General features: G+C 69.4%; 28 protein-coding genes. 20 read left to right on the top strand and 8 right to left on the bottom strand.

Translation table 11 applies throughout. From position 1 onward, the window contains the following. The first annotated feature begins 211 nt into the window (after positions 1-211). Positions 212-595, top strand: coding sequence for a hypothetical protein (locus FKO37_RS04785; protein ID WP_238603822.1), 384 nt, complete (start codon positions 212-214; stop codon positions 593-595). A gap of 66 nt (positions 596-661) precedes the next feature. On the opposite strand, the gene FKO37_RS04790 is transcribed toward FKO37_RS04785, so the two are convergent. After that, positions 662-1,798 carry a glycerophosphodiester phosphodiesterase gene (locus tag FKO37_RS04790; RefSeq protein ID WP_134727661.1) on the bottom strand — a complete coding sequence of 379 codons (1,137 nt, stop codon included), beginning with the start codon at positions 1,796-1,798 and terminating at the stop codon, positions 662-664. A 241-nt stretch (positions 1,799-2,039) separates the two neighbouring features. On the opposite strand from FKO37_RS04790, the gene purD reads away from it, so the two are divergent. The 9 genes from purD to FKO37_RS04835 all read left to right on the top strand — a co-directional run bounded on the left by purD (position 2,040) and on the right by FKO37_RS04835 (position 9,934). Then, on the top strand, positions 2,040-3,299 hold the full coding sequence (gene purD / locus FKO37_RS04795) for a phosphoribosylamine--glycine ligase (protein WP_037808770.1): 1,260 nt from the start codon (positions 2,040-2,042) through the stop codon (positions 3,297-3,299). A gap of 99 nt (positions 3,300-3,398) precedes the next feature. Then, positions 3,399-3,788: a PE domain-containing protein gene (locus FKO37_RS04800; RefSeq protein WP_037354127.1), complete on the top strand. Its 390-nt coding sequence runs from the start codon at positions 3,399-3,401 to the stop codon at positions 3,786-3,788. Further along, positions 3,769-4,371 carry a DUF3558 domain-containing protein gene (locus FKO37_RS04805; RefSeq protein WP_037808769.1) on the top strand — a complete coding sequence of 201 codons (603 nt, stop codon included), beginning with the start codon at positions 3,769-3,771 and terminating at the stop codon, positions 4,369-4,371. Before FKO37_RS04800 ends, FKO37_RS04805 begins: the two co-directional genes overlap by 20 nt. A 9-nt stretch (positions 4,372-4,380) precedes the next feature. Then, positions 4,381-5,997, top strand: a complete 1,617-nt coding sequence (locus tag FKO37_RS04810; RefSeq protein WP_037808768.1) for a PPE domain-containing protein — start codon at positions 4,381-4,383, stop codon at positions 5,995-5,997. Further along, entirely contained in the window at positions 5,994-6,752 is a 759-nt protein-coding gene (locus FKO37_RS04815) for an ESX secretion-associated protein EspG (RefSeq protein WP_037808765.1), read from the top strand. The genes FKO37_RS04810 and FKO37_RS04815 overlap by 4 nt, the downstream gene beginning before the upstream one ends. Positions 6,753-6,940: 188 nt before the next feature. Next, a complete protein-coding gene (locus FKO37_RS04820) occupies positions 6,941-7,252 on the top strand; it encodes a hypothetical protein (RefSeq protein WP_037808762.1) in 312 nt (103 codons plus the stop codon). Positions 7,253-7,274: 22 nt separating this feature from the next. After that, on the top strand, positions 7,275-8,417 hold the full coding sequence (locus FKO37_RS04825; RefSeq protein WP_238603823.1) for a transglycosylase SLT domain-containing protein: 1,143 nt from the start codon (positions 7,275-7,277) through the stop codon (positions 8,415-8,417). Between the two features lie 41 nt (positions 8,418-8,458). Then, positions 8,459-9,625 (top strand): pyridoxal phosphate-dependent aminotransferase, encoded by a 1,167-nt coding sequence (locus tag FKO37_RS04830; protein ID WP_238603824.1) that lies wholly within the window; start codon positions 8,459-8,461, stop codon positions 9,623-9,625. Between the two features lie 123 nt (positions 9,626-9,748). Then, positions 9,749-9,934 (top strand): hypothetical protein, encoded by a 186-nt coding sequence (locus FKO37_RS04835; protein WP_043834731.1) that lies wholly within the window; start codon positions 9,749-9,751, stop codon positions 9,932-9,934. A 69-nt stretch (positions 9,935-10,003) separates the two neighbouring features. Here FKO37_RS04835 and FKO37_RS04840 read toward each other — a convergent pair whose 3' ends face one another. Beyond that, positions 10,004-10,585: an HAD family phosphatase gene (locus tag FKO37_RS04840; protein ID WP_238603825.1), complete on the bottom strand. Its 582-nt coding sequence runs from the start codon at positions 10,583-10,585 to the stop codon at positions 10,004-10,006. A gap of 17 nt (positions 10,586-10,602) precedes the next feature. Next, positions 10,603-11,619, bottom strand: coding sequence for a low specificity L-threonine aldolase (locus FKO37_RS04845; RefSeq protein ID WP_238603826.1), 1,017 nt, complete (start codon positions 11,617-11,619; stop codon positions 10,603-10,605). Between the two features lie 141 nt (positions 11,620-11,760). Between FKO37_RS04845 and FKO37_RS04850 the strand changes: the two genes are divergently transcribed. Genes FKO37_RS04850 through FKO37_RS04860 form a run of 3 tightly spaced genes read left to right on the top strand, consistent with a single transcriptional unit; the run spans position 11,761 to position 13,595 of the window. After that, positions 11,761-12,270: a SigE family RNA polymerase sigma factor gene (locus FKO37_RS04850; protein WP_037808752.1), complete on the top strand. Its 510-nt coding sequence runs from the start codon at positions 11,761-11,763 to the stop codon at positions 12,268-12,270. Continuing rightward, positions 12,263-12,952: a hypothetical protein gene (locus tag FKO37_RS04855; RefSeq protein ID WP_238603827.1), complete on the top strand. Its 690-nt coding sequence runs from the start codon at positions 12,263-12,265 to the stop codon at positions 12,950-12,952. Before FKO37_RS04850 ends, FKO37_RS04855 begins: the two co-directional genes overlap by 8 nt. Before the next feature lie 37 nt (positions 12,953-12,989). Beyond that, complete coding sequence (locus FKO37_RS04860; RefSeq protein ID WP_134670276.1) at positions 12,990-13,595, top strand: TetR/AcrR family transcriptional regulator; 606 nt, start codon at positions 12,990-12,992, stop codon at positions 13,593-13,595. A gap of 6 nt (positions 13,596-13,601) precedes the next feature. On the opposite strand, the gene FKO37_RS04865 is transcribed toward FKO37_RS04860, so the two are convergent. After that, positions 13,602-14,015, bottom strand: coding sequence for a RidA family protein (locus FKO37_RS04865; RefSeq protein ID WP_238603828.1), 414 nt, complete (start codon positions 14,013-14,015; stop codon positions 13,602-13,604). A gap of 14 nt (positions 14,016-14,029) precedes the next feature. Continuing rightward, complete coding sequence (locus FKO37_RS04870) at positions 14,030-14,686, bottom strand: HD domain-containing protein (protein WP_238603829.1); 657 nt, start codon at positions 14,684-14,686, stop codon at positions 14,030-14,032. A gap of 72 nt (positions 14,687-14,758) precedes the next feature. On the opposite strand from FKO37_RS04870, the gene FKO37_RS04875 reads away from it, so the two are divergent. Then, entirely contained in the window at positions 14,759-15,691 is a 933-nt protein-coding gene (locus tag FKO37_RS04875) for a GlxA family transcriptional regulator (RefSeq protein ID WP_238603830.1), read from the top strand. Here the strand turns inward: FKO37_RS04875 and FKO37_RS04880 are convergent. Genes FKO37_RS04880 through FKO37_RS04890 form a run of 3 tightly spaced genes read right to left on the bottom strand, consistent with a single transcriptional unit; the run spans position 15,667 to position 17,971 of the window. Then, a complete protein-coding gene (locus FKO37_RS04880) occupies positions 15,667-16,377 on the bottom strand; it encodes a FadR/GntR family transcriptional regulator (protein WP_238603831.1) in 711 nt (236 codons plus the stop codon). The two genes, FKO37_RS04875 and FKO37_RS04880, sit on opposite strands and share 25 nt — an antisense overlap. Then, complete coding sequence (locus FKO37_RS04885; RefSeq protein WP_238603832.1) at positions 16,374-17,360, bottom strand: beta-propeller fold lactonase family protein; 987 nt, start codon at positions 17,358-17,360, stop codon at positions 16,374-16,376. The genes FKO37_RS04880 and FKO37_RS04885 overlap by 4 nt, the downstream gene beginning before the upstream one ends. Continuing rightward, the gene (locus FKO37_RS04890) at positions 17,357-17,971 is read right to left on the bottom strand and encodes a bifunctional 4-hydroxy-2-oxoglutarate aldolase/2-dehydro-3-deoxy-phosphogluconate aldolase (protein ID WP_238603833.1); all 615 of its coding nucleotides are present in this window, start codon (positions 17,969-17,971) and stop codon (positions 17,357-17,359) included. The genes FKO37_RS04885 and FKO37_RS04890 overlap by 4 nt, the downstream gene beginning before the upstream one ends. 80 nt (positions 17,972-18,051) lie before the next feature. Between FKO37_RS04890 and FKO37_RS04895 the strand changes: the two genes are divergently transcribed. The 6 genes from FKO37_RS04895 to FKO37_RS04920 all read left to right on the top strand — a co-directional run bounded on the left by FKO37_RS04895 (position 18,052) and on the right by FKO37_RS04920 (position 23,355). Then, the gene (locus tag FKO37_RS04895; protein WP_037808737.1) at positions 18,052-18,732 is read left to right on the top strand and encodes an SDR family NAD(P)-dependent oxidoreductase; all 681 of its coding nucleotides are present in this window, start codon (positions 18,052-18,054) and stop codon (positions 18,730-18,732) included. Between the two features lie 8 nt (positions 18,733-18,740). After that, positions 18,741-19,889 (top strand): galactonate dehydratase, encoded by a 1,149-nt coding sequence (gene dgoD / locus FKO37_RS04900; protein ID WP_238603834.1) that lies wholly within the window; start codon positions 18,741-18,743, stop codon positions 19,887-19,889. 27 nt (positions 19,890-19,916) lie between these two features. Continuing rightward, positions 19,917-20,162, top strand: coding sequence for a hypothetical protein (locus FKO37_RS04905; RefSeq protein WP_037808734.1), 246 nt, complete (start codon positions 19,917-19,919; stop codon positions 20,160-20,162). A 34-nt stretch (positions 20,163-20,196) separates the two neighbouring features. Beyond that, positions 20,197-21,624 (top strand): adenylosuccinate lyase, encoded by a 1,428-nt coding sequence (purB, locus tag FKO37_RS04910; protein WP_043834707.1) that lies wholly within the window; start codon positions 20,197-20,199, stop codon positions 21,622-21,624. A 145-nt stretch (positions 21,625-21,769) separates the two neighbouring features. Continuing rightward, on the top strand, positions 21,770-22,573 hold the full coding sequence (locus FKO37_RS04915) for an ABC transporter substrate-binding protein (RefSeq protein ID WP_134662151.1): 804 nt from the start codon (positions 21,770-21,772) through the stop codon (positions 22,571-22,573). Positions 22,574-22,593: 20 nt separating this feature from the next. Continuing rightward, complete coding sequence (locus FKO37_RS04920) at positions 22,594-23,355, top strand: ABC transporter substrate-binding protein (protein WP_238603835.1); 762 nt, start codon at positions 22,594-22,596, stop codon at positions 23,353-23,355. Positions 23,356-23,358: the final 3 nt, after the last annotated feature.

Here is a 23,358-nt window from a genome sequence, read left to right on the forward strand (position 1 = left end):
ACAGACCATTGAGAGTGCGCAGAAGTTAGCCCTCTCCGTTCGCGGGTGTCAAGGTTTCGCTGGTCGCTGGGCGGAAGCTCCTCCGAACGGCGCAGGGCTGCTCGGGTCTGAGTGATCAACATGGGACCAGTATCTCGAACAATTGTTCGAGATCGCATCACTCGAACCGGTCGTCTCTGGGGTGACTGATTGCGCAGGCCATGATCAGCGAGTGAACGCCGAAGAGCTGGTCTCGATCGAGCTGGCCGACGAAGAACGCGAAGTGCTGCGTCGCGGACTGAATGAGTGGCGTGGGCCAGCACATTGCACTGAGGCGCTCGCCGTGGCGATGGGCTTCCGGAACGTGGCTGATCTGCACGAAGAAGGAAATCGTCTGCATGCGGCGCTCACCGCTGGCGATCCGCTCAGCACTCGGGACTGGCGGCGGGTGTTGGTGGCGACCGAAATCGTCTTCGCCAGCGACGTGTTCGGCTCAGGCTGCGATTGGTCAATCACGACCGGCTACTCGGACGAGGACACGATCAAGATCCTGCGGCGGTTGCAGCGAACCATCGCTCGCGAACTTCGCGGCGCACTCCACCGTCGCGATGATTGAACAACCGCGAAAAAGCCCGCCGGAGACACGAACGTCCCCGGCGGGCTGGGAGAAACGAAGAAAAACTCAGCGACCAGCGAAGTCCCGCACCGATTCCAGCGCGGTATCCGGCTGGTCGGCGAAGAATCCGTCGACTCCGGCCTTCAGGAACGCCGCTTCCTCCGCGAATACGTTGCCGAACGCGCTCGGGCTCGCCGAGGAGCGCAGGTTTGCCGGAAGGAACGGGTTTTCGTTGCGGAAGGTGTAGGGCTGCACCTCAAGGCCAGCGCGGTGCGCGTCGGCGATCAGGGTGGTCGGCTTGCCGAGGTTGTCCTGCGCGTCGCGCGGGATGATCTGGCCCTTCTCCGGGCCGAGGTACTTCGCGTACTTCGCGATCTCGCGCAGGCCGGCGGGCGTGATCAGGTCGGCGTACGTGCGCTTGTCGCCCTTCGCGACGAAGTCGGCGGGAGCGCCCTTCGCCTCGGTCAGCTGCAGCAGCGGCACCCGCACCTGCTTGTGCAGCTCCTGGAGGTTCGACACCTCGAACGACTGGATGATCACCGGCGCGTTCGGCCGGTTCAGGCCGTTGCGGTTGAGGATCGACACCAGCTTCGGTTCGGTCGGGTTGCCGATCGAGCTGAAGTACGTCGAGTGCTTGACCTCCGGGTAGGTGCCCAGCGTCCGGTGCAGTTCGCGGCCGAGCCGCCGGGTCAGGTCGAGCACCTCCTGGTAGGTGGCGATCCGGTAGCGGCCGTCGTAGAGCTGGTTGTTCGGCCGGTTCTGCGGGATCCGCTCCTTCGCGTAGAGCGTCTTCAGCTCGGCGAGGGTGAAGTCCTCGGTGAACCAGCCGGTCATCTTTGTTCCGTCGATGACCTTCGTGGTCTTGCGCGAGGCGAACTCCGGGTGGGCCGCGACGTCGGTGGTGCCGCCGATCTCCGGCTCGTGCCGGGCGACGAGCTGGCCGTCCTTGGTCGGCACCAGGTCGACGTCGACGTAGTCCACGCCCATCCGGTAGGCGAGTTCGTACGACGCGAGCGTGTGCTCCGGGCGGTAGCCGGGCGCGCCCCGGTGTCCGACGATCACCGGGCCATCGTGCCGGGGACCGTGCGCGGCCGCACCCGCGGCCGTCTCCTCGCTCGCGGAGGCCGGGCCGATCGCGAGACCCGCGACGCCGAGCAGGGCCAGACCGGACAGGGCGAGCACGCCGAGGCGTTTGCGCTTCATGGGGGGACCTTTCTCTACCGGGCGATCCGCAGCTCGCCACGACTACCGCGTCACCCTCACCGCCGCAAGCGTCGGGCGCGCGGCACCAGCCGGACGGGCGGTTGACAACCGGGTAAACGGTGGATGGCGGGTGAATCCGGACACCGGCCGACCGGCACCGGACCAGTCGCGCACCTGGTCCGGGCCGGGGTCGCGGACGGCGCGCTGCCGCGGCGCGACACGCACCGTTACGCTGTCCGGCGTGCGCGTACTGGTAATCGGCTCCGGCGCCCGGGAGCATGCACTCGTCCTCGCGGTGGCAGGCGACCCCGCGGTCACGGCGCTCGCTTGCGCCCCCGGCAATGCCGGCACGACTGCGGTCGCGGAGCAGCTCGGGGTCGAGCTCGCCGAGCCGGAGGCCGTCGCTGCCCTGGCCAAGGAATGGAAGGCCGATCTCGTCGTGATCGGGCCGGAGGTGCCGCTCGTCGCGGGCGTCGCCGACGCGGTGCGCGACGCTGGCATCGCCTGCTTCGGACCGTCTGCCGCGGCTGCGCGCATCGAGGGGTCGAAGGCGTTCGCGAAGGACGTCATGGCGGCCGCGAAGGTGCCGACAGCCCGCAGTGAGGTCGTCGACACTCCCGCGCGCCTCGACGCCGCGCTTCAGCGCTTCGGGCCCACCTGGGTCGTGAAGGACGACGGTCTCGCCGCTGGCAAGGGCGTGGTCGTGACCCAGGACGTCGAGGTCGCGCGCAAGCACGCGCTGATGCTGCTCGACGGCGGGCACCCGGTCCTCCTGGAGTCCTTTTTGGACGGCCCGGAGGCCTCGCTGTTCTGCTTCGTCGACGGTCGCACCGTGGTGCCGATGCTGCCCGCGCAGGACTTCAAGCGCGTCGGCGACGGCGACACCGGCCCGAATACCGGCGGCATGGGTGCGTACGCGCCGCTGCCGTGGGCACCGGCGGACCTGGTGGACGACGTCGTCGCGCGGGTTGTGCAGCCGGTGGTGGACGAGCTCGCCGACCGGGGCAGCCCCTTCTCCGGCCTGCTCTACGCCGGTCTCGCGCTCACCTCGGAAGGCCCGCAGGTGATCGAGTTCAACTGCCGCTTCGGCGACCCCGAGACCCAGGTTGTGCTGGCGCTGCTGCGTACGTCGCTGGCGACCGTGCTGAACGCGACGGCCACCGGGAAGCTGGCTGAGCTGCCGCCGCTGGAGTGGTCGGGAGGGGCCGCGGTCACCGTCGTGATCGCTGCCGACGGGTACCCGGGCAAGCCGCGCACTGGTGACGTCATCACCGGCGGTGAGATCGAAGGCGTGCTTCACGCGGGTACGCGGCGTCGCGACGACGGTGCGGTGATCTCGGCTGGCGGACGCGTGCTGTCCGTCGTCGGCACTGGTAAGACGCTTAAGGCGGCGCGTAAGCACGCGTACGAGACTGTCGAGCGCGTACACCTCGCTGGCTCGCACCATCGCACCGATATCGCACTGCGCGCGGCCAACGGGGAAGTAAGCGCTCCCGTCTAAGCAGCTTCTCCACGAAGTTCGCCTCGGGTTCACGCGCCGGTTGGTAGCCTCGAAACGGGTCCGTACGGTCACTGTCCGTATCACGGGAGGGGTTAGCGCATGCCGGGAAGCACACCGCTCACCGACCTGGCTTCGTCGGTTCCGGCAGCGCCGGGCGTGGCGGACATCGTGGTCGAGCCGGCGAAGCTGCTCGAGGTCGCGCGAGTGGTCGACGAGCAGGTCAGCGCGCTCGAAGACAAGCTCCTCACGCGGCTGGGCGAGTTGCGCGTCGACACTCCTTCGTCGGACACGGTGAGCGTCAACGCGATGGCTGCGTGGAACACCGTCGTCGCCGAAGGTGATCAGTCGTACGCCGCACAGGTGCGCGCGTACGTCGCCAACCTGCACAAGCTTGTCGGACAGCTGCGCGAAGCAGCGAAGACGTACGAGGCCAGCGACGCGGACAAGGCTGCGGCGTTCGGGGACCGCGGTGCGCACGGCATCCACTAAGCCGCTCCTCGTCGTCGTCGCGGTGCTCGGGGTCGCGGGCTGCTCGTCAGGCGAGCAAGGCACCGCGTACCCCGTACAGCCCGCGATGAGTTCCCTGGCGCAACAGACCAAAGCGGCCGCACTGCCGCCGCGGCCGTCGGACTTGCCGATCGCCGGTACCGATCCGTGCGACCTGCTGGGCCAGGCGCAGCTCGACCTGCTGAAGGTCACGAGCGTGCCGCGCAAGGCCGCCGACCCGAAGGACGGGCCCACCTGCGTGTTCGATTCGGACAAGACCGAGCCGTTCCACGCGCTGCACCTGCGGATCGTCAACGCGGACGTGCAGGAGTGGCTCACCGGATCGCGGCGCAAGAACAGCATGACCACCGCGGCGACCAGCGTCGAGGGCTATCCGGCGATCACGAACTACCGCGCGGCGGGCACCCCCGCTGACTGCGAGGTGCTCGTCGGCGTCGCCGCGGGACAGACCATGGTGGCACAGGAGTTCGCGGTCACCGCGGGCGCGTTCAGCCAGCCGCAGTTGTGCGACATCGCCACCCAGGCCGCCGGCCTGGCCGTGCAGGGCCTGAAGAACCGGACCTAGGGAGGGCGCGTGGAGATCTCCGAACTCGCGGGCAGGATCCGCGACCACCGTTTCGACGGGTGGACCGACACCGCCATCGCCGACGAGATCGAGAAGTTCGGCACCGGCGACGGCATCGCCAGCATCGCCACCGCGGTCGAGGCGCTGCGGGAAATCGCGACCGCGCTCGCGAGCACCGACCACACGCTGCGCGACCAGCTGGCGAAGCTCGGCGTCGAATGGCAGAGCCAGGCGGGCGGACAGGCCGGCCAGGTGCTGTCGGACCAGGCTGGCTTCTCGCAGGACGCGATGCAGAAGGTCACGCACACCGCGGAAATGCTTTTCGCGCAAGGGGAAGCGTTCAACCGCACCAAGTACAAGCTGCCCGACCCGGCCGCGGTGCGCAAAGGCGCGGAGAGCCTCACGCTCGTCGATTCGGTGGCGAGCTTCCTCGGGTTCGAGACTGATCACGCGGCTCAGGTGCAGGCGGCGGACAACGCGCGCGGCCAGGCGGTCGAGGCGTTGAACGCTTACGCCCAGCAGAGCGGTGAAAACCTGCTGTCCACCGAACCGTTGAGCCAGCCGCAGTCGCTCGCGATGGTCCAGCCTGGCAGCGGTCCGAGCCCGGTCGACCGCGCGGCCGCGGCGGTCGAAGTGACGCCGGACGGTCAGGTGCAGCCCGCGGCGGCGTCGGTGAAATCGCAGTACGTTCCCCCGCCGCCACCTCCGGCCCCGCCGGTCGTGGATCCGCCGACGCCCGCGTACGGCACGGCTTCGCAGGCACCGGCTCCTCGGCCGGTCGCGCCGGTGGTCGCGGCCAGCTACGTGCCGCCGTCCTCGCCGCCTCCTGCGGGCTGGGAGACAGGACCGGCGCCGCACGGCAATCCGCCGCGCTCGGTCGGTTCGACCAACGGGCCGGGAATCCCCAGCGCGCCAAGCACTTCGGGTGGTTCAGGCGGGACGCGGGTTCCGGGCGGGCCCGGGCAGTCCGGCACATTCCTGCCGACTGGCCCGCGTGGGACGAGCAGCGGATCCGAGAGCGGTCCGGTTAGCCGCGGAACCGTGGGCAGTTCCGAAAGTCTCGGCGGCACAAGCGGATCCGGTCGTTCGTCGGTCGGTGGCCAGGGAGGAAACCTCGGCGGTGCCGCGGGCGGCAGCTATCCCGCTGGCGGGCAGGAATACCAAGCGCTGCAACGAGGTCGTCTGGTCGGCAGCGTCCCACAGGCACCGGTGCCGCCCGTCGCCGAAACCCCCGGCAACGCCCCGGCTCCGCGCGCAGGTGGCGCGTCTGCCGGTGAAATCGGGGCAGGCGCCGCTGCTTTGGGCGCGGGAGTGGCCGGTGGCGCGCTTTCCGGCGACCGCGAACGGCAAGGCCGCGGGCAAGACGGTCAGCCGAAGGGCCCGGTCCGGCCGTTGCCGGTGGACGAGCTTCCCGAGGAAGAAGCCGTCGCACTGCGGAAAGCCGAGCAGATCGCGCCGAAGTCGGGCGGCGGCGACGCCAAGTACCTCTCCGAAGCCGCGCCGCAGGAAAGCGACGACGAGCACGTGCGCCGCTTCGGCGTCGACGACAAGGACCTGTTCGCCGACGGCCGGATGGTGACGCGCGACGTCCTCGGCGACGGCACGGGAGACGTGCGCCGGCCGTGAACCTGGTACTGACCGCCCTCGAATTCGATGTGCTGTGGGAATCGCTGGACCTGGGCGGGCGTCCGGCCGCGCTCGCGGTTCCGTCGCCCGGGCGCACGCACACCGAACGGGCCGAGCTGATCGAGTCCGTCTGGGATTCGCTCGCGCAGCGACGACTGGCGCGTGGCCGCCGTCCTTCCGGGACGGTGCTCGACCAACTGCATTTGCTGGCGCGTCCGCGGGAAGCTCTGGACGTGTGGGTGTGGGCGGACCGCGAGATCCGCGGCCGCGCGGTGAGCCGGGGGAGCCAAGCCGTGCTCGCGGTGGTCGACCGGGACGAGGTGTGGCTGATCCCCGCCGACGCCAGCGCGCTGGCCGACGCCGCGGTGACGGTGGCCGGATCGCTCGACCCGGGCGTCGGCCAGTCGGTCTCGGTACCGCACAGCACGCTCGTCGCCGCCGACGCGGCTGCCGCAGGTGATCCGAAAGCGCTGGTCACGGCCTTGGAAGACCGGGGTGTGGCGTTGTGGGAAGCGCAGGAACTGGCGGGCATGCTGATGGGACAGGCAGCCCGCGGCCAGTTCTGCGCGGAACGGGTCCTGCGGGACGGCACGGTGCGCCGCTCGCCGCACGTGGCGGCGTTCTACGACACCGATTCCGGGCGGTATCTATTCCAGTTGACCGACGATTCGGACGGGCACACCTGGGCGACGGTGAGCCCGGCGGACAACGCGGTGCTGGCGGAGCGGGTGCGGGAGTTGCAAGCCGCGATTTGACGCTTTCGGCTGACCGTTTTCTCCCGTTTCGACCACGTGCTAACCCGGTTCGGGGGTTCGCGGCCCGAAGTCGGACAGAACTGCACACGGCACGCGTCCGAAGTCTTAGAGTAAACAGGGGAACCGACCTGGTGAGCGGAGCGTCCGAACTGGTCGGGAAGCGAGTGTCGCGAAGGGGATGACGAACGGTGCCTGTCTACGACCCGGATTCCATGGCCATTGCCGCCAGGAACGTGGAGAAGCTGAAGGACGAGTTCGAAAAGTCCAAGAAGCACCTCACCGGCGTTGACGACGAGCCGGAAAGCCCGTTCGGCACGATGGGCGGCTCCAAGGACGTGCACGGCGCGGTCGGCACGTTCAAACAGGGCGTGCACAGCGAGTTCGACGCGGCCGGGAAGCTGATGGAGGCGACCAGCTTCATCATCAAGAAGGCCGCGGGGCTGATCCAGGAGACCGATCAGGTCCACAAGACCGACCTGACCGTCCACGAAGACCGCTGAGCAGGCACGAGGGGGCAAGAGCATGGCGCTGATCGACTACCCGCCGAACTGGAACGGCGTGGTCGAAAAAGCACAGAAGGTCGACAAGATCAACCCGGACGCGATCAGCAAAGCCGGGCAGCAGTTCAGCGACGCCGCGAAGCGTGCGGGCGATCACGGCCAAGAATTGACGAATACGACGAAGTCGTTGGCAGGCGGCGTGTGGGAGGGTCCGGCCGCGGACGCCTTCCTCGACTACGTCACGCAGATCACCAAAGCGGGCGACAAGGTGCAGGGGCATCTTGACGAGGTCGGCAAGGACCTCACCCAGCTGTCGAGCGACCTCGGCGGGATCAAGAGCAAGGTCACCGAGGCCTTCAACACCGCCAAGTCGAACATCGACAAACGCATCAAGGAAGAGTCGGACAAAGCGCAGAAGGCGCAGGCCGCCGAGGCCGAGTACGCCAAGTCGGACAAGAAGGGCCCGGCGCCCAGTCCGACGTCGCAGTCGATCATCGACAAGGCGAACCAGGACAACCAAACCGACGCCACCAATGCCGAGCAGACCATCGACCCCCTGCTGAAGCAGGCCGACGACATGGTCAAGAAGTCCCAAGACCTGATGAAGACGCAGATCGAGGGCGGCTACTCGAAGGTCCCGCTCCCCAACTCGGACGGCACCGTTCCGCAGAGCACCGGCGGTCTGCACACCGGACACGGCGGCGGCGGTGGCGGCGGGGGCGGTCACCACGGCGGCGGTGGCGGTGGTGCCAGCGGTGGCGGCGGCGGTCTCGGCCCGAGCGGCGGTCCGCCCTCCTCGCCTCCGCCCGGCAACGTTCAGCAGTGGATCCAGGAAGCGATCAAGGCACTGCAGGCCGCGGGTGTGAACGTGACCGACGCGGACATCAAGAACATCTGGGCGATCATTCAGCACGAGTCCGGCGGCAATCCGAACGCGATCAACAACTGGGACTCGAACGCCGCGGCCGGGCATCCGTCCAAGGGGCTGATGCAGTGCATCGACTCGACGTTCAACGCGCACAAGCTGCCCGGGCACGACAACATCTACAACCCGGTCGACAACATCATCGCCGGCGTGCGGTACTCGCTCGACCGGTACGGCTCGATGTCCAACGTCCCGGGCATCGCGGCGATGGCGCACGGCGGCGCGTACCGCGGTTACTGACGGCACACCCCGCACGCGGTTCCGCCGGTTAGCCTGGCCGCATGGTCGACATCGGTGCTTTCGGCGGGCCCGCGTTGCGGGCAGGCGTGCCTCCTTTCCACGTGATGGACGTGCTGTCCGCGGCCCAGGCCCGGCAGCGCAGCCACGGCGACCTGATCTCGCTGGCCGCCGGGCAGCCGTCCGTGCCCGCTCCGGCCGCGGTGCTGCGGGCGGCGCAGGAAGCGCTGGGCAAGCACACCCTCGGCTATACCGAGCAGCTCGGCATTCCTGAGCTGCGCGAGGCCGTCGCCGGGCATTACCGGCGCACCTACGACATCGACGTGTCCGCCTCCGACGTCGTGATGACCACCGGTTCGTCCGGCGGGTTCCTCCTGTCGTTCCTCAGCGCGTTCGACCCCGGCGCGCGGGTCGCGATGGCCCGTCCTGGCTACCCGGCGTACCGGAATCTGCTGAACGTCCTCGGCTGCGAGGTCGTCGAGTTCGCGACCACGGCCGAGACGAATTTCCAGCCGACCGTCGAGCAGCTGGACCGGCTCGGGCCGATCGACGGGCTCATCGTCGCGAGTCCCAGCAACCCCACCGGGACCGTGCTGCCGTCGGGCGAGCTGGCCGCGATCTCCGGCTGGTGCGCTTCGCACGGCGTGCAGTTGATCAGCGACGAGATCTACCACGGCATCTCGTACGGCAAGCAGCTCGATTGCGCCTGGCAGTACGGCCGGGAAGCGCTGGTGCTCGGGTCGTTCTCGAAGTACTTCGCGATGACCGGCTGGCGGCTCGGCTGGATGCTGGTGCCGCAGCGCCTGCACCGCGCGGTCGACGTCCTCACCGGCAACTTCACCATCTGCCCACCGGCGGTTTCGCAGTACGCGGCCGTCGCGGCGTTCACGCCGGAGTCGTACGCTGAGGCGGACGCGCACGTCGAGCACTACCGGCGCAACCGCGACCTGCTGTTCGCCGGGCTCCGCGAGATCGGTCTCGACAAGCTTGCCCCGGCCGACGGCGCGTTCTACGCCTACGCCGACGTCTCCGACCACACCACCGACAGCCTGAGCTGGTGCCAGCGGCTGCTCGCCGACACCGGCCTCGCGATCACCCCGGGGATCGACTTCGACCCGGTGGACGGCGGCCGCTACGTGCGGTTTTCCTTCGCGGGCGCGACCGAGGACGTGACCGAGGGGCTGCGCCGGCTCGGCGGCTGGCTGGGGTGAATCCGGTCAGGGGAACCCGGAGATGTCCCTGAACGTTGGGCCAGCGTAGAGAGTTTCCGTCGCACGGATGGCACGCTGGAGGGCACCGGGCCGACGTGGCGCGGAAACGGCATCGGAGGAGCCATGTTCTGGAAGATCGTCGGAGCGCTCGTCGTGGCCTGGATTGCCTTCATGGTGATCGGGTCCGTGATCGGCTTCCTGTTCAAGGCCGTGCTGTGGATCGGCATCATCGGCGGGGTGCTGTTCCTGGGCACCGCGGCCTACGGGGCGATCACCGGGAAGAAGCAGTCGAAGCGCATCAGCCGCTGACCGGCGCCGAACCATACTGAGCAGACGAGACGGCTCCCGCGCCGAGACGGTGCGGGAGCCGTTCGCCGTTCAGGCCAGTGCGGCTCGGGCGGCCTCGGCGCCGTCCCACAGGTGTGCGCGGATTCCGACCGCACGGGCGCCGTCGATGTTGACCTGGCGGTCGTCGAAGAACAGGCACTCGTCCGGTTGGGCACCCAGTTTGTCCAGCAGCAGCTGGAAAATCTCGGCGTCCGGCTTGGCGACCTTCACGTCGCCGGAGAACAGCGTGTGCTTGAACAGCTTCGACCACTCCTGCTCGCGCACCCAGACGCCGAACGCCGACGGCGCGTTCGAGAGCAGCGCGAGCGAGGCGCCGGCGTCGGACAGCGACTGCAAGAGGTCAAGCGATCCCGGCGCGAGCTGTCCCCAGCCCGCCACGTCGAGCGCGGTCAGCTCGGCCGACAGCGCGTCGTCCACCTTCGCGCCCAGCTGGTCGCCGATCGACGTCCAGTACTCCAGGTCGGGGCAGCCGCGGTCGTACGGGTCGCGCACGCTCCAGTACACCGGCTCGAACGTCTCGAGCGAGACGCCCATCGCGGCGGCCAGCTTCGGTATCGCGGCGGTGCGGTGGCTGAGCACCTCGCCGTAGTCGAACACGATCCAGTTGGTCACCCGAGTCCCCCAGGGTTTCAGGCGCCGGCTTTGATCCGGCGCAGTGCTTCGGCGATGTCGGCGGACGACAGGTCGCGGTGCGTCACGAACCGGACCTTGCCCGCCATGGGCAGGGCCTGGATGCCGAGCGAACCGAGCCAGTTCAGCGCGGTCGGCACGTCCGGCACCCCGGCGAGAACGATATTGGTGTCCGGAGCCGGCACGTCCCAGCCGTGTTCGGAGAGGCCGTCGGCCAGCCGTTTCGCGAACTCGTGCGTCTCGGCCAGCTCGTCGACGCGGTCCAGCGCGACCAGGCACGCCGCGGCGAGCACCCCGCCCTGACGCACGCCGCCGCCGAGCATCTGCCGCATCCGGCGGGCCTGCTCGACGAACTCGACGCTGCCCGCGACGACCGAGCCGACCGGCGCGCCGAGGCCCTTGCTGAAGCACGCCGACACCGAGTCCACGCCGACCGTCAGCGCGGCGGGCGGCACCTGCAACGCGACCGCCGCGTGCCAGATCCGCGCGCCGTCGAGGTGCACGGTGAGCCCGGCCTGCTTCGCGACCGACAGCAGTTGCGCGTGCTCGTCGGGCGGAGTGACCGCGCCGCCGGCCGCGTTGTGCGTGTTCTCCAGGCACAACAGCGTGGTGCGGAGCGTGAAGTACGGACCGGGGTTGCCGATCGCCGCTTCCAGCGTTTCCGGCAGGCACCGGCCAGGGCCCGCGTCGTGTTCGAGGATGTCCGGCATGCCGCCGGCCAGCCACGCGGCCGAGCCGAGTTCGTTGGTGAGCACGTGCGCGCCGCGGGTGGCGAGGAACCGGTCGCCGCGCCGCAGGTGGACGCTCAGCGCGATGAGGTTCGCCATCGTCCCGCTCGGCGTCCACAGCGCCGCGGGCATCCCGAGCGTCTGCGCGGCCCGGCGTTCGAGTTCGGCGATGGTCGGGTCGGTGCCGATGACGTTGTCGTCGACCTCGGCCTCGGCCATGGCCGCGCGCATGATCGCGTCCGGGCGGGTGACGGTGTCGGAACGGAAGTCGATCAGCTGCCCAGTCATGGTCACAGTCCGATCACATCACACAGGTGGGCGCGGCATCAATGCGGCGGGGGGTGGAACGTTTCCGGCCGGACGTGCAACCGTGGACGCCCCCGGATCCGTCCCTTCACCGGACATGGCCAGAGCGGAGCTGCAAAGCGCGTGGACCAGCGCGACGAACAGGAGTTCGCGGAGTACTTCGCCGCGAGGAGGGACGCCGTGCGCCGGACTGCCTATTTGATGTGCGGCGATTGGCACAAGGCCGACGACCTCGCGCAGACGGCGTTCGTCGCGTTGCACCGGAGGTGGAAGAAGATCAGAGACCGCGCGGCGACCGACGCGTACGTGCGCAAGACGCTCGTGCGCGCGGTCATCGACGAATCCCGCCGTCCGTGGCGGCGGGAGCGGCAGACCGAGGTGCTGCCCGAACCTGTCGACGACAGTCCCGGGCTGGCCGAACGCGTCGCGACTCGCGAGGACCTGCTCGCGGCGCTGAAGGAAGTGCCGCCGAAGCAACGGGCGGTGCTGGTGTTGCGGTTCTTCGACGGACTGGACGTCGGGGCCGCGGCCACGGCGCTGGGCTGCAGCGAAGGCAACGTGAAGAGTCAGACGGCGCGCGGGCTGGCGAATCTGCGCCAGGTGCTGGAACGGGAGGTGGAGACCAATGGATGAGCGGGAAGCCGAGACGTTGTTCTCCGCCGGTCCCGGCGAGGTGCCGCCTCCGACGTTCTCGGTGGACGACGTGGTGCGCCGTTCGAAGCGCGAGACGCTGCGCCGGCGCAACCGGATCACCGTCGGCGCGGCGGCCGTGGTCGTGGCCGCCGGGTTCGGCACCTGGGGAATTGTGGGAGTTTCGAGCGAGAAGTCCGATTCCAGCGCGAATTCCGTCGCCGCGCCGGTGCAACCCGGTGGGTCGGCGGCGCGTCCTTTCAGCAATGGGGATGACTTCCCGGGTCAGCCGTCTCGGCAGGGAGCCGGCGAAACCGGGAGGACCGGCCCTCGGGTCGAAGGCACCTCCGGGTGCGGACGGGTGGACTGGGAGCTCGCCACTGCCCTCGCTGGCGAGCTCCCAGGCCACTTGAATGCCGCGCAGGCTTCCCCAGGCAGCGTTTGTACGACGTCGTCGCGCGGTGCCGGGTTCCCGCTTCCGGGCGGGACGATCGGCGCAGCGGTGTTCGCTCGCGGCGCCGCGGTGAACGTGCCCACGCAACCGGCCGGAGCCGTCACCGTGCGTCAGCAAACCGGCAGCGGCGGAACTCTCGTGCTGGTCAGCGTGCCGGGGACTTCCGGGCATTCGGCACCGTACGCAACCGACCTCGCGCGCGTCGCCGCTTCGCTGGCCGCCCGGTTCTGATCGGCGGTCGCCGGAGCGGCTGGCAGAATAACCGGACATGACGGCAGCAGCCACCACTCCCAAGGGCGAGCGACGACGGGCCGCGCTCGTCGAAGCCGCCGCTGAGCTGCTGGTCGAGGGCGGTTTCGACGCGGTCCGGCACCGTGCGGTCGCCGAGCGGGCGGGCCTGCCGCTGGCGTCCACGACGTACTACTTCGACTCGCTGGAAGAGCTCGTCACCGCCGCGGTGGAGCACCACGGGCAGACCGAGCTGGCGAACGGGCGACGGCAGCTCGAGGACCTGACGACCCGGAACCGGGGCGTGCAGGCGACCGTGGAACTCGTGCTGGACATGCTGCTCGGCCCGCAGAGCGGCGATCCGGAAGCCGACGCCGAGGCGGTCCTGCTGCGCTACGAACGCCTGGTCGCGACCGGGCGGCGGCCGTATCTGCGCCCGTTGATGCGGACGCTGTCCCAGCAGCTCAACGAACTGCTGACGGAGATCCTGGCCCGTTCCGGGACGCCGGTGGCCAAGGACGAACTGGACCGGCTGGTCGCGCTGGTCGACGGGGCCGTGGTCAACGCGCTGATCGCGGTCGACCCGGCTCCGCGCGCCGCGGCCGGGCGGATGCTGCGGACCGCGCTCGCGGAGACTGTCCACTGAGGACAGTTACTCCGGATAGGCCGCCGTGGCGCGGATTTCGATCAGCAGTCCCGGGCTGGCGAGCCCGCTGACGCCGATCATCGACCACGCCGGGTAGGGCTCGGCGGTCACGAGGCGCTTCCTGGCTTCCAGGAAACCAGGCAGGTGCTGGTGGATGTCGACATGGTAGCTCGTGATGTCGACCAGCGCGGAGAGTCCGAGTCCTTCCAGGCGAAGGATTTCCTCGATCCGGCGGAGTGCGATCTCGGTCTGTTCCTCGATGGTTTCCGCGATCTCTCCGTCCGGGCGACGGCCGATCGTCCCCGCGATGAAGAGGTGGTTGCCCGCGCGGACGGCGGCTGAGTAACCGAAGCGGGTAAAGGCTGATGCCCCGGACGGGCCGAAAACCTCGGAGTCCTCGGGGATTTTGACGGCGTACATGGTGGATCCCTTTCTCAGATGCCCCAGCGCGACGTGCGCGAGGCGCGTTCCAGCCGGGTTTCGCCATCGGCCTCGCGTTCCCGCAGGAAATCAGCGGGGACGGACGGGACTGGCGCGTTCTTCGGATTCTTCGCGGCCTGCGCGACGATCGCGTCGGTGAGCGAGCGGACCATCTCGAGCCGCGGGTAAGCGGCGTGGATCGCCACGCCCTCCTCGTCTGTGACGGCCGAGAGGTACTCGGCGCCGACCGGGCCGCCGAAGTCGACGGACACCCCGGCGCGGACGAGCACGCACAGCGGACCACGGCGTTCCGCGATGCCCGCGGTGGTGTGCAAGGCGATGGCTTGCCAGACCTCGTCGGCGTCCGCGGTGGAAATCCCTTGTTTTGCCAGGAAACCAGCCGCTCGGTCGGCACCTTCGACCTCGAAGCGTTCCACGTGCGGACCGTCCGGTGCGACGCCGATGTCGTGCATCACGCACGCGGCGAACAGCAGGTCGTCGGCATAGCCGGATACCGCCAACCGGTCGGCGACCAGCCGCGCGAACAGGTAGGAGCGGACGCTGTGGTTGAACACCGACTGCGATTCCACCGGGCGGACGACCTCGAGGACGGCGTCCGCCAGCGGAGTCGCGGGCAGCGCGACCACCGGGTCCGAAAGGAGTTCGGTCATGCCTTCAAGCCTGGCCCGCACGGCTCTGACCTGGTGAGTGGCAAGTTTGCCGTACTTCGATAGAATCTTGCCATGACGGTGCATCGGGTCGCGGTGCTGGCGCTCGACGGGGTCCTTCCGCTGGACCTGGCGATTCCGGCGCAGGTGTTCCAGGTCCGGCCGCAAACGCACTACGAGATGTCGCTGTGCGCGCTCGGTCCGACGGTCGCGACCAGCGCCGGGTTCGAGCTGGCCGCGGAAGGCGGGATCGAGGAGCTGCGCGCGGCGGACACGGTGATCGTGCCGGGGTACGACCCGATCCGCGAGACGCCGGAAGCGGCGGTCGAGCTGCTGGCCGAGGCGCGCGATCGGGAACGGCGGGTGGTGTCCATCTGCACCGGTGCGTTCGCGCTGGCCGCCGCGGGAGTGCTGGACGGCCTGCACGCCACGACGCATTGGGAATATATCGACGAATTTGAGCGGGCGTACCCTTCGGTCCAGGTCGACCGGGATGTGCTTTACGTCGACGAGGGCGACGTGCTCACCTCAGCGGGGGTGTGTTGCGGCATCGATCTGTGCCTGCACATCGTGCGCCGCGACTTGGGTGCCGCGGTCGCCAATCGGATCGCGCGCGGTCTCGTCGCCGCTCCGCATCGCGAAGGCGGGCAGGCCCAGTACGTGCCCGCGCCGCTCGCGGACGCTGGCGACGCTTCGCTGTCCGCCACGCGCGAATGGGCGTTGCAGCGACTGGACGAATCGCTCAGCATCCGCCTGCTCGCCCGGCACGCGGAGATGTCGCAGCGGACGTTCCTGCGCAGGTTCGCCGAGGAAACCGGGACCACGCCGTTGCAGTGGCTGCTCAACGCCCGGCTCGGCAAAGCGCGGGAACTGCTGGAAACCACGGACTATTCGGTGGACCGGGTCGCGCGGGACTGCGGTCTCGGCACTCCGGCCAACCTGCGGCTGCATTTCCGGCGGACCCTCGGGACCACGCCGACGGCCTATCGTCGGGCGTTCACTTCCTGACCCGACCGCTTCGCGTCGGCGGCGGATTTCACCAGCAGCTCCAGCATCGCGGTCTCCGCGCCGACCGCGTCATGCGCGGCGATGGCGTCGAGCACCCGGCGGTGGCTCGGTACCGGATCGTCGGTGGGACCGGCGCTGTGGACGAGTTTGTCCCGCTCCGCCAAGCCGATCGCGATGACGCGTTCGATCTGGAGCAGGAAGTTGTTGTGCGCGGCGGTCAACAGGCTGCGGTGGAACGCGAGATCCGCCTCGACGCTCGCTTCCGGATCCGGTGCTTCGACCATCGCGTCGAGGGCGGATTCAAGCGCGGCAAGGTCTTCGGCGGTCGCACGTTCGGCAGCCATCCGCGCCGCCGCGGGCTCGACCACGGCGCGGACTTCGGCCAATTCGTCCAGCAGGCCAGCGTTTCCGCGTGCGGTGGTTTGCCAACGCATGACGTCGGCGTCGAGCAACTGCCAGCTCTCGCGCGGTTGCACGTAAGTGCCGTGCTTCTGCCGCGCGCCGATCAATCCCTTTGCTGCCAATACCTTCAGCGCTTCCCGCAGTGCGGTGAGGCTGATGTCGAGCTCCTCGCGCAGCGCGGGAAGGTCCAGCACCATGCCCTCGGGCCATTCGCCGGACAGAATGCGCGCGGCGAGCGTTTCCACGGTCTGTCCGTGCAGTCCGCGAGGGCGTTGGTCGGTCACCGGAGCGGGAGTACGCACGTCGGGGAACCGGTCGGATACTTCCGGACTGTCGCGTTTCCCAATTCCTTCAACGGGAAAACGGAAACGACGTCGTCCTTGAAAGCGGCGGTGTAGCAGGTTCCGTCCGCTACCGCGAAGTTCCACGGGAACGAACCGCACGGCTGATCGGCCGTCGCGCGCAGCGGGGCCCCGGCGAACGACGTGATGCATTCCGGTCCGCGATTCGACAGGTAGATCCCGGAGTCGAGCACTTCCAGGTGCGCCACGAGGGATTCGCCGCCGGCCGCCGTCGCCGGGGTCGCCGCGACGAACTCGAACGCTCCCGGCGAAGTCTCGCGCATCGTGATCAGCTCGCCGGACAATTCCCCGGCCACGTAAGCGATTCCGTCCGCGCCGCGCACGAGCTGTCGCGGGCCCGTGCCCGGAGGGAGCGACGAGACGGCCAGCGGAGTCAGTTTTCCTTCAGGAGACAACGTGTAGCTGCGGATTTCGTCGGTGCCCAGATCGACGGCGCTCACCACCGAACTGTCCGCCGACGACACGGCCATGTGGACGTGCGGGCCTTCCTGCCGGTCGGCGCGCGGTCCGCTTCCGGTGTGCTGCACCAGGTCCGTGCGTCCGTCGATCCGGCCGTCCTCGCGCAGGGCGAACACCGCGAGGCTGCCGCCGCCGTAGTTGGCGCACAACAGAAACCGGCCGTCCGGCGTCACCGCGAGATGGCACGGGCTGGCCCCGCCGGATTCGACCACGTCGAGCGCGACTAGGCCGTCGGCGACCGAAACGGAGGTGATCTCGCCGTAGCTCGTCTCGTTGGTCGCGTACACCATCGGCAGCGCGGGATGCTGGGTCAGCCAGGTCGGCGACACCATCGGCAACGTCGAATCCGCGGTCAATTCGTCGCCGGAGCGCCGGAAAACCGCGATTCCCGTGCCGTTCCCGCCGGTTTCGGCGGTACGGCAGCCGACGAGTACGACGTCGCTCACGAGCTCTCCCTCACCAGTGCGGCCACTCGGGCCCGGATGTCCTCAGCGGATCCACGGGTCAGCGCCGACCCGATCCCGCAGGCGACGGCGCCCGCGTCGAGCCAGCGTGGCACGTCCTCGGGAGCGATTCCACCCGTCGGCACGAGCGGGGCTTGCGGAAGCGCGGCGCGCACGTCCTTGATCCACTGCGGGCCGAGTGCGGACGCGGGGAAAACCTTTACGGCATCAGCACCTTCCTCCATCGCGCGCACGATTTCGGTGACCGAACCGGTGCCGGGCAGCGCCACGACGCCGTACCGATGAGCGGTACGCAAGACCTCGGTGTGCAGCGACGGGGAGACGAGAAACCGGGCCCCTGCCCGGATCGCGGCCGTCGCGGACGACTCGTCGAGCACCGTGCCGGCCCCGATGGTGGCGTCCGGATACGCGGCGCTCAGCTCCTCGATCGCGACGAGCGCGCCCGCGTTGGTGAGCGGGACTTCGACCGACTTCAACCCGGCGTCGAGCACTGCCCGCGCGGCGGCGACGGCCGAGGCGGCGTCCGCCGTCCGCACGATTCCGACGACGCCCTGACGCACCGCTTCGCGCGTGATCTCCCACCGGTATCCCATGGCGGCCAGCCTAGCAGGCAAATTATAAATTACTAATTATTCTTGACTGTGGCTCGAGCGCCCCGGCATGCTTGCGAACCATGCGCACTGCCGTGGTGACCGGCGCGGCGTCCGGAATCGGAGCCGCGACCGCCCGTCAGCTCGAAGCCGACGGTTACCGGGTGATCGGCGTCGACCTCGCTCCCGTGCCCGGCGGCGTGCAAGGCGACGTGACGGATGACGAGACGTGGCAACGAGTTCTCGATCTGGCGGGCGAAGTCGACGCCGTGGTCAGCAACGCGTACCTGCCGACTTTGGGCCCACTGCACGAAACCGACCGCGCGCAATGGCAACGGCAGCTCGACGTGAACCTCACCGCGTCGTACCTGGCCGTCCGGGCCTGCCTGCCCTCGCTGCGCTCTCGGCGCGGCTCGGTGGTGCTGGTTTCCTCGGTGCACGCCCGATTCGGGCTTCCCGGACATCCGGCGTACGCGGCCAGCAAAGGCGCATTGGTGTCTCTGGCGCGGCAATTGGCCGTGGAGTACGCGCCGGAGGTCCGGGTGAATTCGGTGCTTCCCGGTCCGGTCGAGACCGAGGCCTGGGACCGGATCAGCGCGGAAGACCGCGAACGCAGCACCCGCGCGACACCGGCCGGACGGCTGGGCGACCCGGCCGAAGTCGCCGCGGTGATCGCGTTCCTGCTCTCGCCCGCGGCTTCGTTCGTGACGGGGGCGGATCTGACCGTCGACGGCGGCTGGTCGGCCGCGAAAGACTCTGCTTAGGAGACAAGGTGCAGATCACCGGGATCGAAACGTTCCTCGTCGCGCCGCGCTGGTTGTTCCTCAAGATCAGCACCGACGAGGGCATCGCCGGCTGGGGCGAACCGGTCGTGGAAGGCCGCGCCGGGACCGTGCGCGCGGCCGTGCACGAGCTGGCCGAGCTGCTCGTCGGGAAGGATCCGCTGCGCATCGAGGACCACTGGCAGGTGCTGCGCCGAGGCGGCTTCTACCGGGGCGGTCCAGTGCTCTCCAGCGCGCTCGCCGGGTTCGACCAGGCGCTGTGGGACATCGCGGGCAAGGCCCGGAACGCGCCGGTGCACGAGCTGCTCGGCGGTCCGGTGCGCGACCGCGTGCGGGTGTATTCGTGGGTCGGCGGCGACCGTCCGTCGGGGATCTTCGACGCGGTGTCCGCGCAGGTCGAGCGGGGTTTCACCGCGGTGAAGATGAACGTCGCCGGCCCGCTCGGGCCGATCGCCACGCCCGCCGAGGCTCAGGCGGCGCTGGCCCGCGCGAGGGAGGCCAGGGAAGCGCTCGGACCCGACCGGGACCTGGCGATCGACTTCCACGGCCGCGTCTCGCCCGCGATGGCGCGGCGGCTGGTGAAGATGCTCGAAGAAGTACAGCCGATGTTCGTCGAGGAGCCGGTGCTGCCGGAACTGCCCGCCGACGTGGTGGCGTCGGTGGTCGAGGCCTCGACGGTGCCGATCGCGCTCGGGGAACGGCTGTTCTCGCGCTGGGAGTTCAAACCGGTGCTGGACGCGGGCGTCGCCGTGGTGCAGCCGGACCCGTCGCACGCGGGCGGCATCTCGGAGCTGCGCCGGATCGCCGCGCTGGCCGAGGTGTACGGCGCGAACCTGGCCCCGCACTGCCCGCTCGGCCCGATCTCGCTGGCCGCCGCGATGCAGGTCGCGTTCGCGACGCCGAACTTCCTCATCCAGGAGCAAAGCCTCGGAATGCACTACCACGACGGTCGCGAGCCGGTCGCCTATCTCGCCGACGACGCGCTGTTCCGCTTCGTCGACGGCTACGCCGCACGCCCGACCGCGCCCGGGCTCGGCATCGAGGTGGACGAGGAGGCCGTCCGCCGCGCGGACGAGACCGGACACGCGTGGCGGTCGCCGGTGTGGCGGCTGCCCGACGGCAGCTTCACGGAGTGGTGAGGTGTCGGCGGTGTCGCTTCCGATCGCGTGCGCGTTCAGGAAGTCGCCGACACCGGCCGGTGGGCGTGGTGGCTGAGACCTCCGCGATACGCGAGCGGTGACGAGCAGGTCGTGTTGTCGATGCCGGTGCAAGACCCGCGTCGACGGTTACGCCACGCCCCCGGGCTCGGCATCGAGGTGGACGAGGCCGCCGTCCGCCGCGCGGACGAGACCGGACACGCCTGGCGGTCCCCAGTGTGGCGGCTGCCCGACGGCAGCTTCACGGAGTGGTGACCGCCCCGCTGACCTGCGCAGGTATCGTGGCCGCGTGACGGACAAGCCCCGCATTCCGAACGTGCTCGCCGCCCGCTACGCCTCGCCTGAGCTGGTGGCGCTCTGGTCGCCCGAACGCAAGGTCGTGCTCGAGCGGCGGCTGTGGCTCGCCGTGCTGCGGGCCCAGGCCGAACTGGGCGTCGAGGTGCCCGACGGCGTCCTCGACGACTACGAGCGCGTGGTCGAGCAGGTCGACCTCGACTCGATCGCCGCGCGCGAACGCGTCACCCGGCACGACGTGAAGGCCCGGATCGAGGAGTTCAACGCCCTCGCCGGGCACGAGCACGTGCACAAGGGCATGACCTCGCGCGACCTCACCGAGAACGTCGAGCAGCTGCAGCAGCTGCGGTCGCTGGAACTGGTCCGCGGCCGCGTCGCCGCGGTGCTGTCCCGGCTGGCCGCGCTGGCTGTCGAGCACTCCGACCTGGTGATGGCCGGCCGCTCGCACAACGTCGCCGCGCAGGCGACCACCCTCGGCAAGCGCTTCGCGACCGCCGCCGACGAGCTGCTCGTCGCGTTCTCCCGGCTGGACAACCTGATCGAGCGCTACCCGCTGCGCGGCATCAAGGGCCCGGTCGGCACCGCGCAGGACATGCTCGACCTGCTCGGCGACGAGTCCACTTTGGACCAGCTGGAATCCCGGATCGCCGAGCACCTCGGCTTCGGCAACCGGTTCGTCAGCGTCGGCCAGGTGTACCCGCGTTCGCTCGACTTCGACGTGCTGTCCACTGTGGTCCAGCTCGCCGCCGCGCCGTCCAGCCTCGCCAAGACGATCCGGCTGATGGCCGGGCACGAGCTGGTCACCGAGGGCTTCAAGCCGGGCCAGGTCGGGTCGTCGGCCATGCCGCACAAGATGAACACCCGCTCGTGCGAGCGCGTGAACGGGCTCGCCGTGGTGCTGCGCGGCTACCTGTCGATGATCGGCGAACTGGCAGGCGACCAGTGGAACGAGGGCGACGTCTCGGATTCCGTGGTGCGCCGCGTCGCGCTGCCGGACGCGTTCTTCGCGCTCGACGGCCTGCTCGAAACCTTCCTCACCGTGCTCGGCGAGTTCGGTGCGTTCCCGGCCGTGGTCGAGCGTGAGCTTGATCGCTATCTCCCGTTCCTCGCGACCACGAAGGTGCTCATGGCGTCGGTGCGCCGGGGCGTCGGGCGTGAGACGGCTCACGAGGCCATCAAGGAGAACGCCGTCGGGGTCGCGCTCGCGATGCGCGAACGCGGCGCGGAGAACGACCTCCTCGACCGGCTCGCGGCCGACGAACGCCTCCCGCTCGACCGCGCTGACCTGGACGAACTCCTCGCCGACCGGATCTCGTTCACCGGCGTGGCCCCGCGTCAGGTCGAAGAAGTCGCGGCGCGCGTCGAGGACGTGCTCAAGCGGTTCCCGGACGCCGCGGCGTACGCGCCGCAGCCGATTCTGTGAGTGCGCGCACGTCGTCCACGTGCTGAGACGGCATTACTCGATCGGGCGAAGCTTTTAGTCTTCGTGCCGAACCCGGAAGCGCCAGGCCGCCACCCCGCGGCCCGGCGCTTCTTGTCTGCGCACGCCGGATATTCAGGAAGAAGTCATGAGAAAGATCCTCAGCACGCTCGCCGTCGTTGTCGCCGCCACCGCGGGCCTCACGGCGTGCGGATCCTCGGACGCTTCCGGGGAAACCCTGCGCGTCGGCACCCTCACCGACGCCCCGCCCAGCATCTACCTCGAAAACGGCCAGTTCACCGGGTACGACAACGAACTGCTGCGGGACATCGCCAAGCGCGAGGGCTTCCAGGTCGAGTTCGTCGGCACCGAGTTCTCCGGCCTGCTCGCCAAGGTCGCCGGCGGCCAGCTCGACATCGGCAGCTCGACGATCTCCGCGACCGCCGCGCGCAAGAAGACGGTGGCGTTCAGCAACGGCTACGACACCAGCTACACCACCGTCGTCAGCAAGAAGGGCGCCGCGCTGCCCGCCGCGAACTCATTCGCGGGCAAGCGGGTCGGCGTCGTGCAGGGTTCGGTGCAGGACGAGTTCGCGGGCAAGCTCGCCGGTGCGCAGGTTGTCCGTTTCCCGGACTACAACGCCGGTTTCGCGCAGCTGAAGACCGGCGGTCTCGACGGCTGGGTCGTGCCGAAGGACATCGGCCAGAAGTACATCGACCAGAACCCGGCGATTCCGCTCGAATTCGGCTACACCGTCGCGGACAAGGACACCCCGTCCGCCTTCGCGGTCGCCAAGTCGAACCCGGAGCTGCTGAAGAAGATCAACGACGGTCTCGCCAAGGCGATCGCCGACGGCACCGCGGCCCGGCTGCACGCGCAGTTCTTCAAGCAGGCTCCGGTCGCGAAGGAGCTGGAGAAGGGCGGCCCCGGCCTCCCGGTGGCGAACTCCTGATGCCCGGGCACACTGGTGGCATGAAGAAACTGATCGTCACCGCCTTCGCGGCGGCACTGGTCGCCGGTCTCACCGCGTGCGGTGGCGACGCGGGCGAGACCCTGCGAGTCGGCACGCTGAGCGATTCCCGGCCCAACGCCTACCAGGAGAACGGCCAATTCACCGGCTTCGACAACGAGCTGCTGAAGGATATCGCCGCGAAAGAAGGCCTGAAGCTGGAATTCGTAGCGACCGATTTCTCGGCGCTGCTCGGCAGCGTCGCGAACGGCCGGTTCGACATCGGCAGTTCGGCGATCGCGCAGACCGACGAGCGCAAGAAGACGGTGGCGTTCAGCGATCCGTACAACTACCAGTCGCTCGGCATCGAGGCGAAGGCGACCGCGGGCATCACCGACGAGAACTCGTTGACCGGCAAGCGGATCGGCGTGGTGCAGGGCACGGTGTCGGACACCTGGCTTGCCGCGAACGCGCCGAAGGCACAGGCGGTCCGGTTCCCGAACGACGCGGCGGCGCTGAGCGCGTTGAAGTCGGCGGCGATCGACGGCGCGGTGTTCGACCAGGTGTCCGCGGAGGATTACGCGAGCAAGAACCCCGAGCTGAAGGTCACGAAGGCGATCACGACCAGCATCCCGCACGGATACGCGGTGCGGAAGGGCAACACCGAACTGCTGGGCAAGCTGAACGACGGCATCAAGAAGGCCGTCGCGGACGGCACCTGGGCGAAGGTGCACCAGCAGTTCGAGCCGAGCATTCCGGTTCCCGCGGATTTCAAGACGAAGTAGCCT

The sequence above is a fragment of the Amycolatopsis sp. Poz14 genome (assembly GCF_006704225.1).
GTDB classification, from domain to species: Bacteria; Actinomycetota; Actinomycetes; order Mycobacteriales; family Pseudonocardiaceae; genus Amycolatopsis; species Amycolatopsis nivea.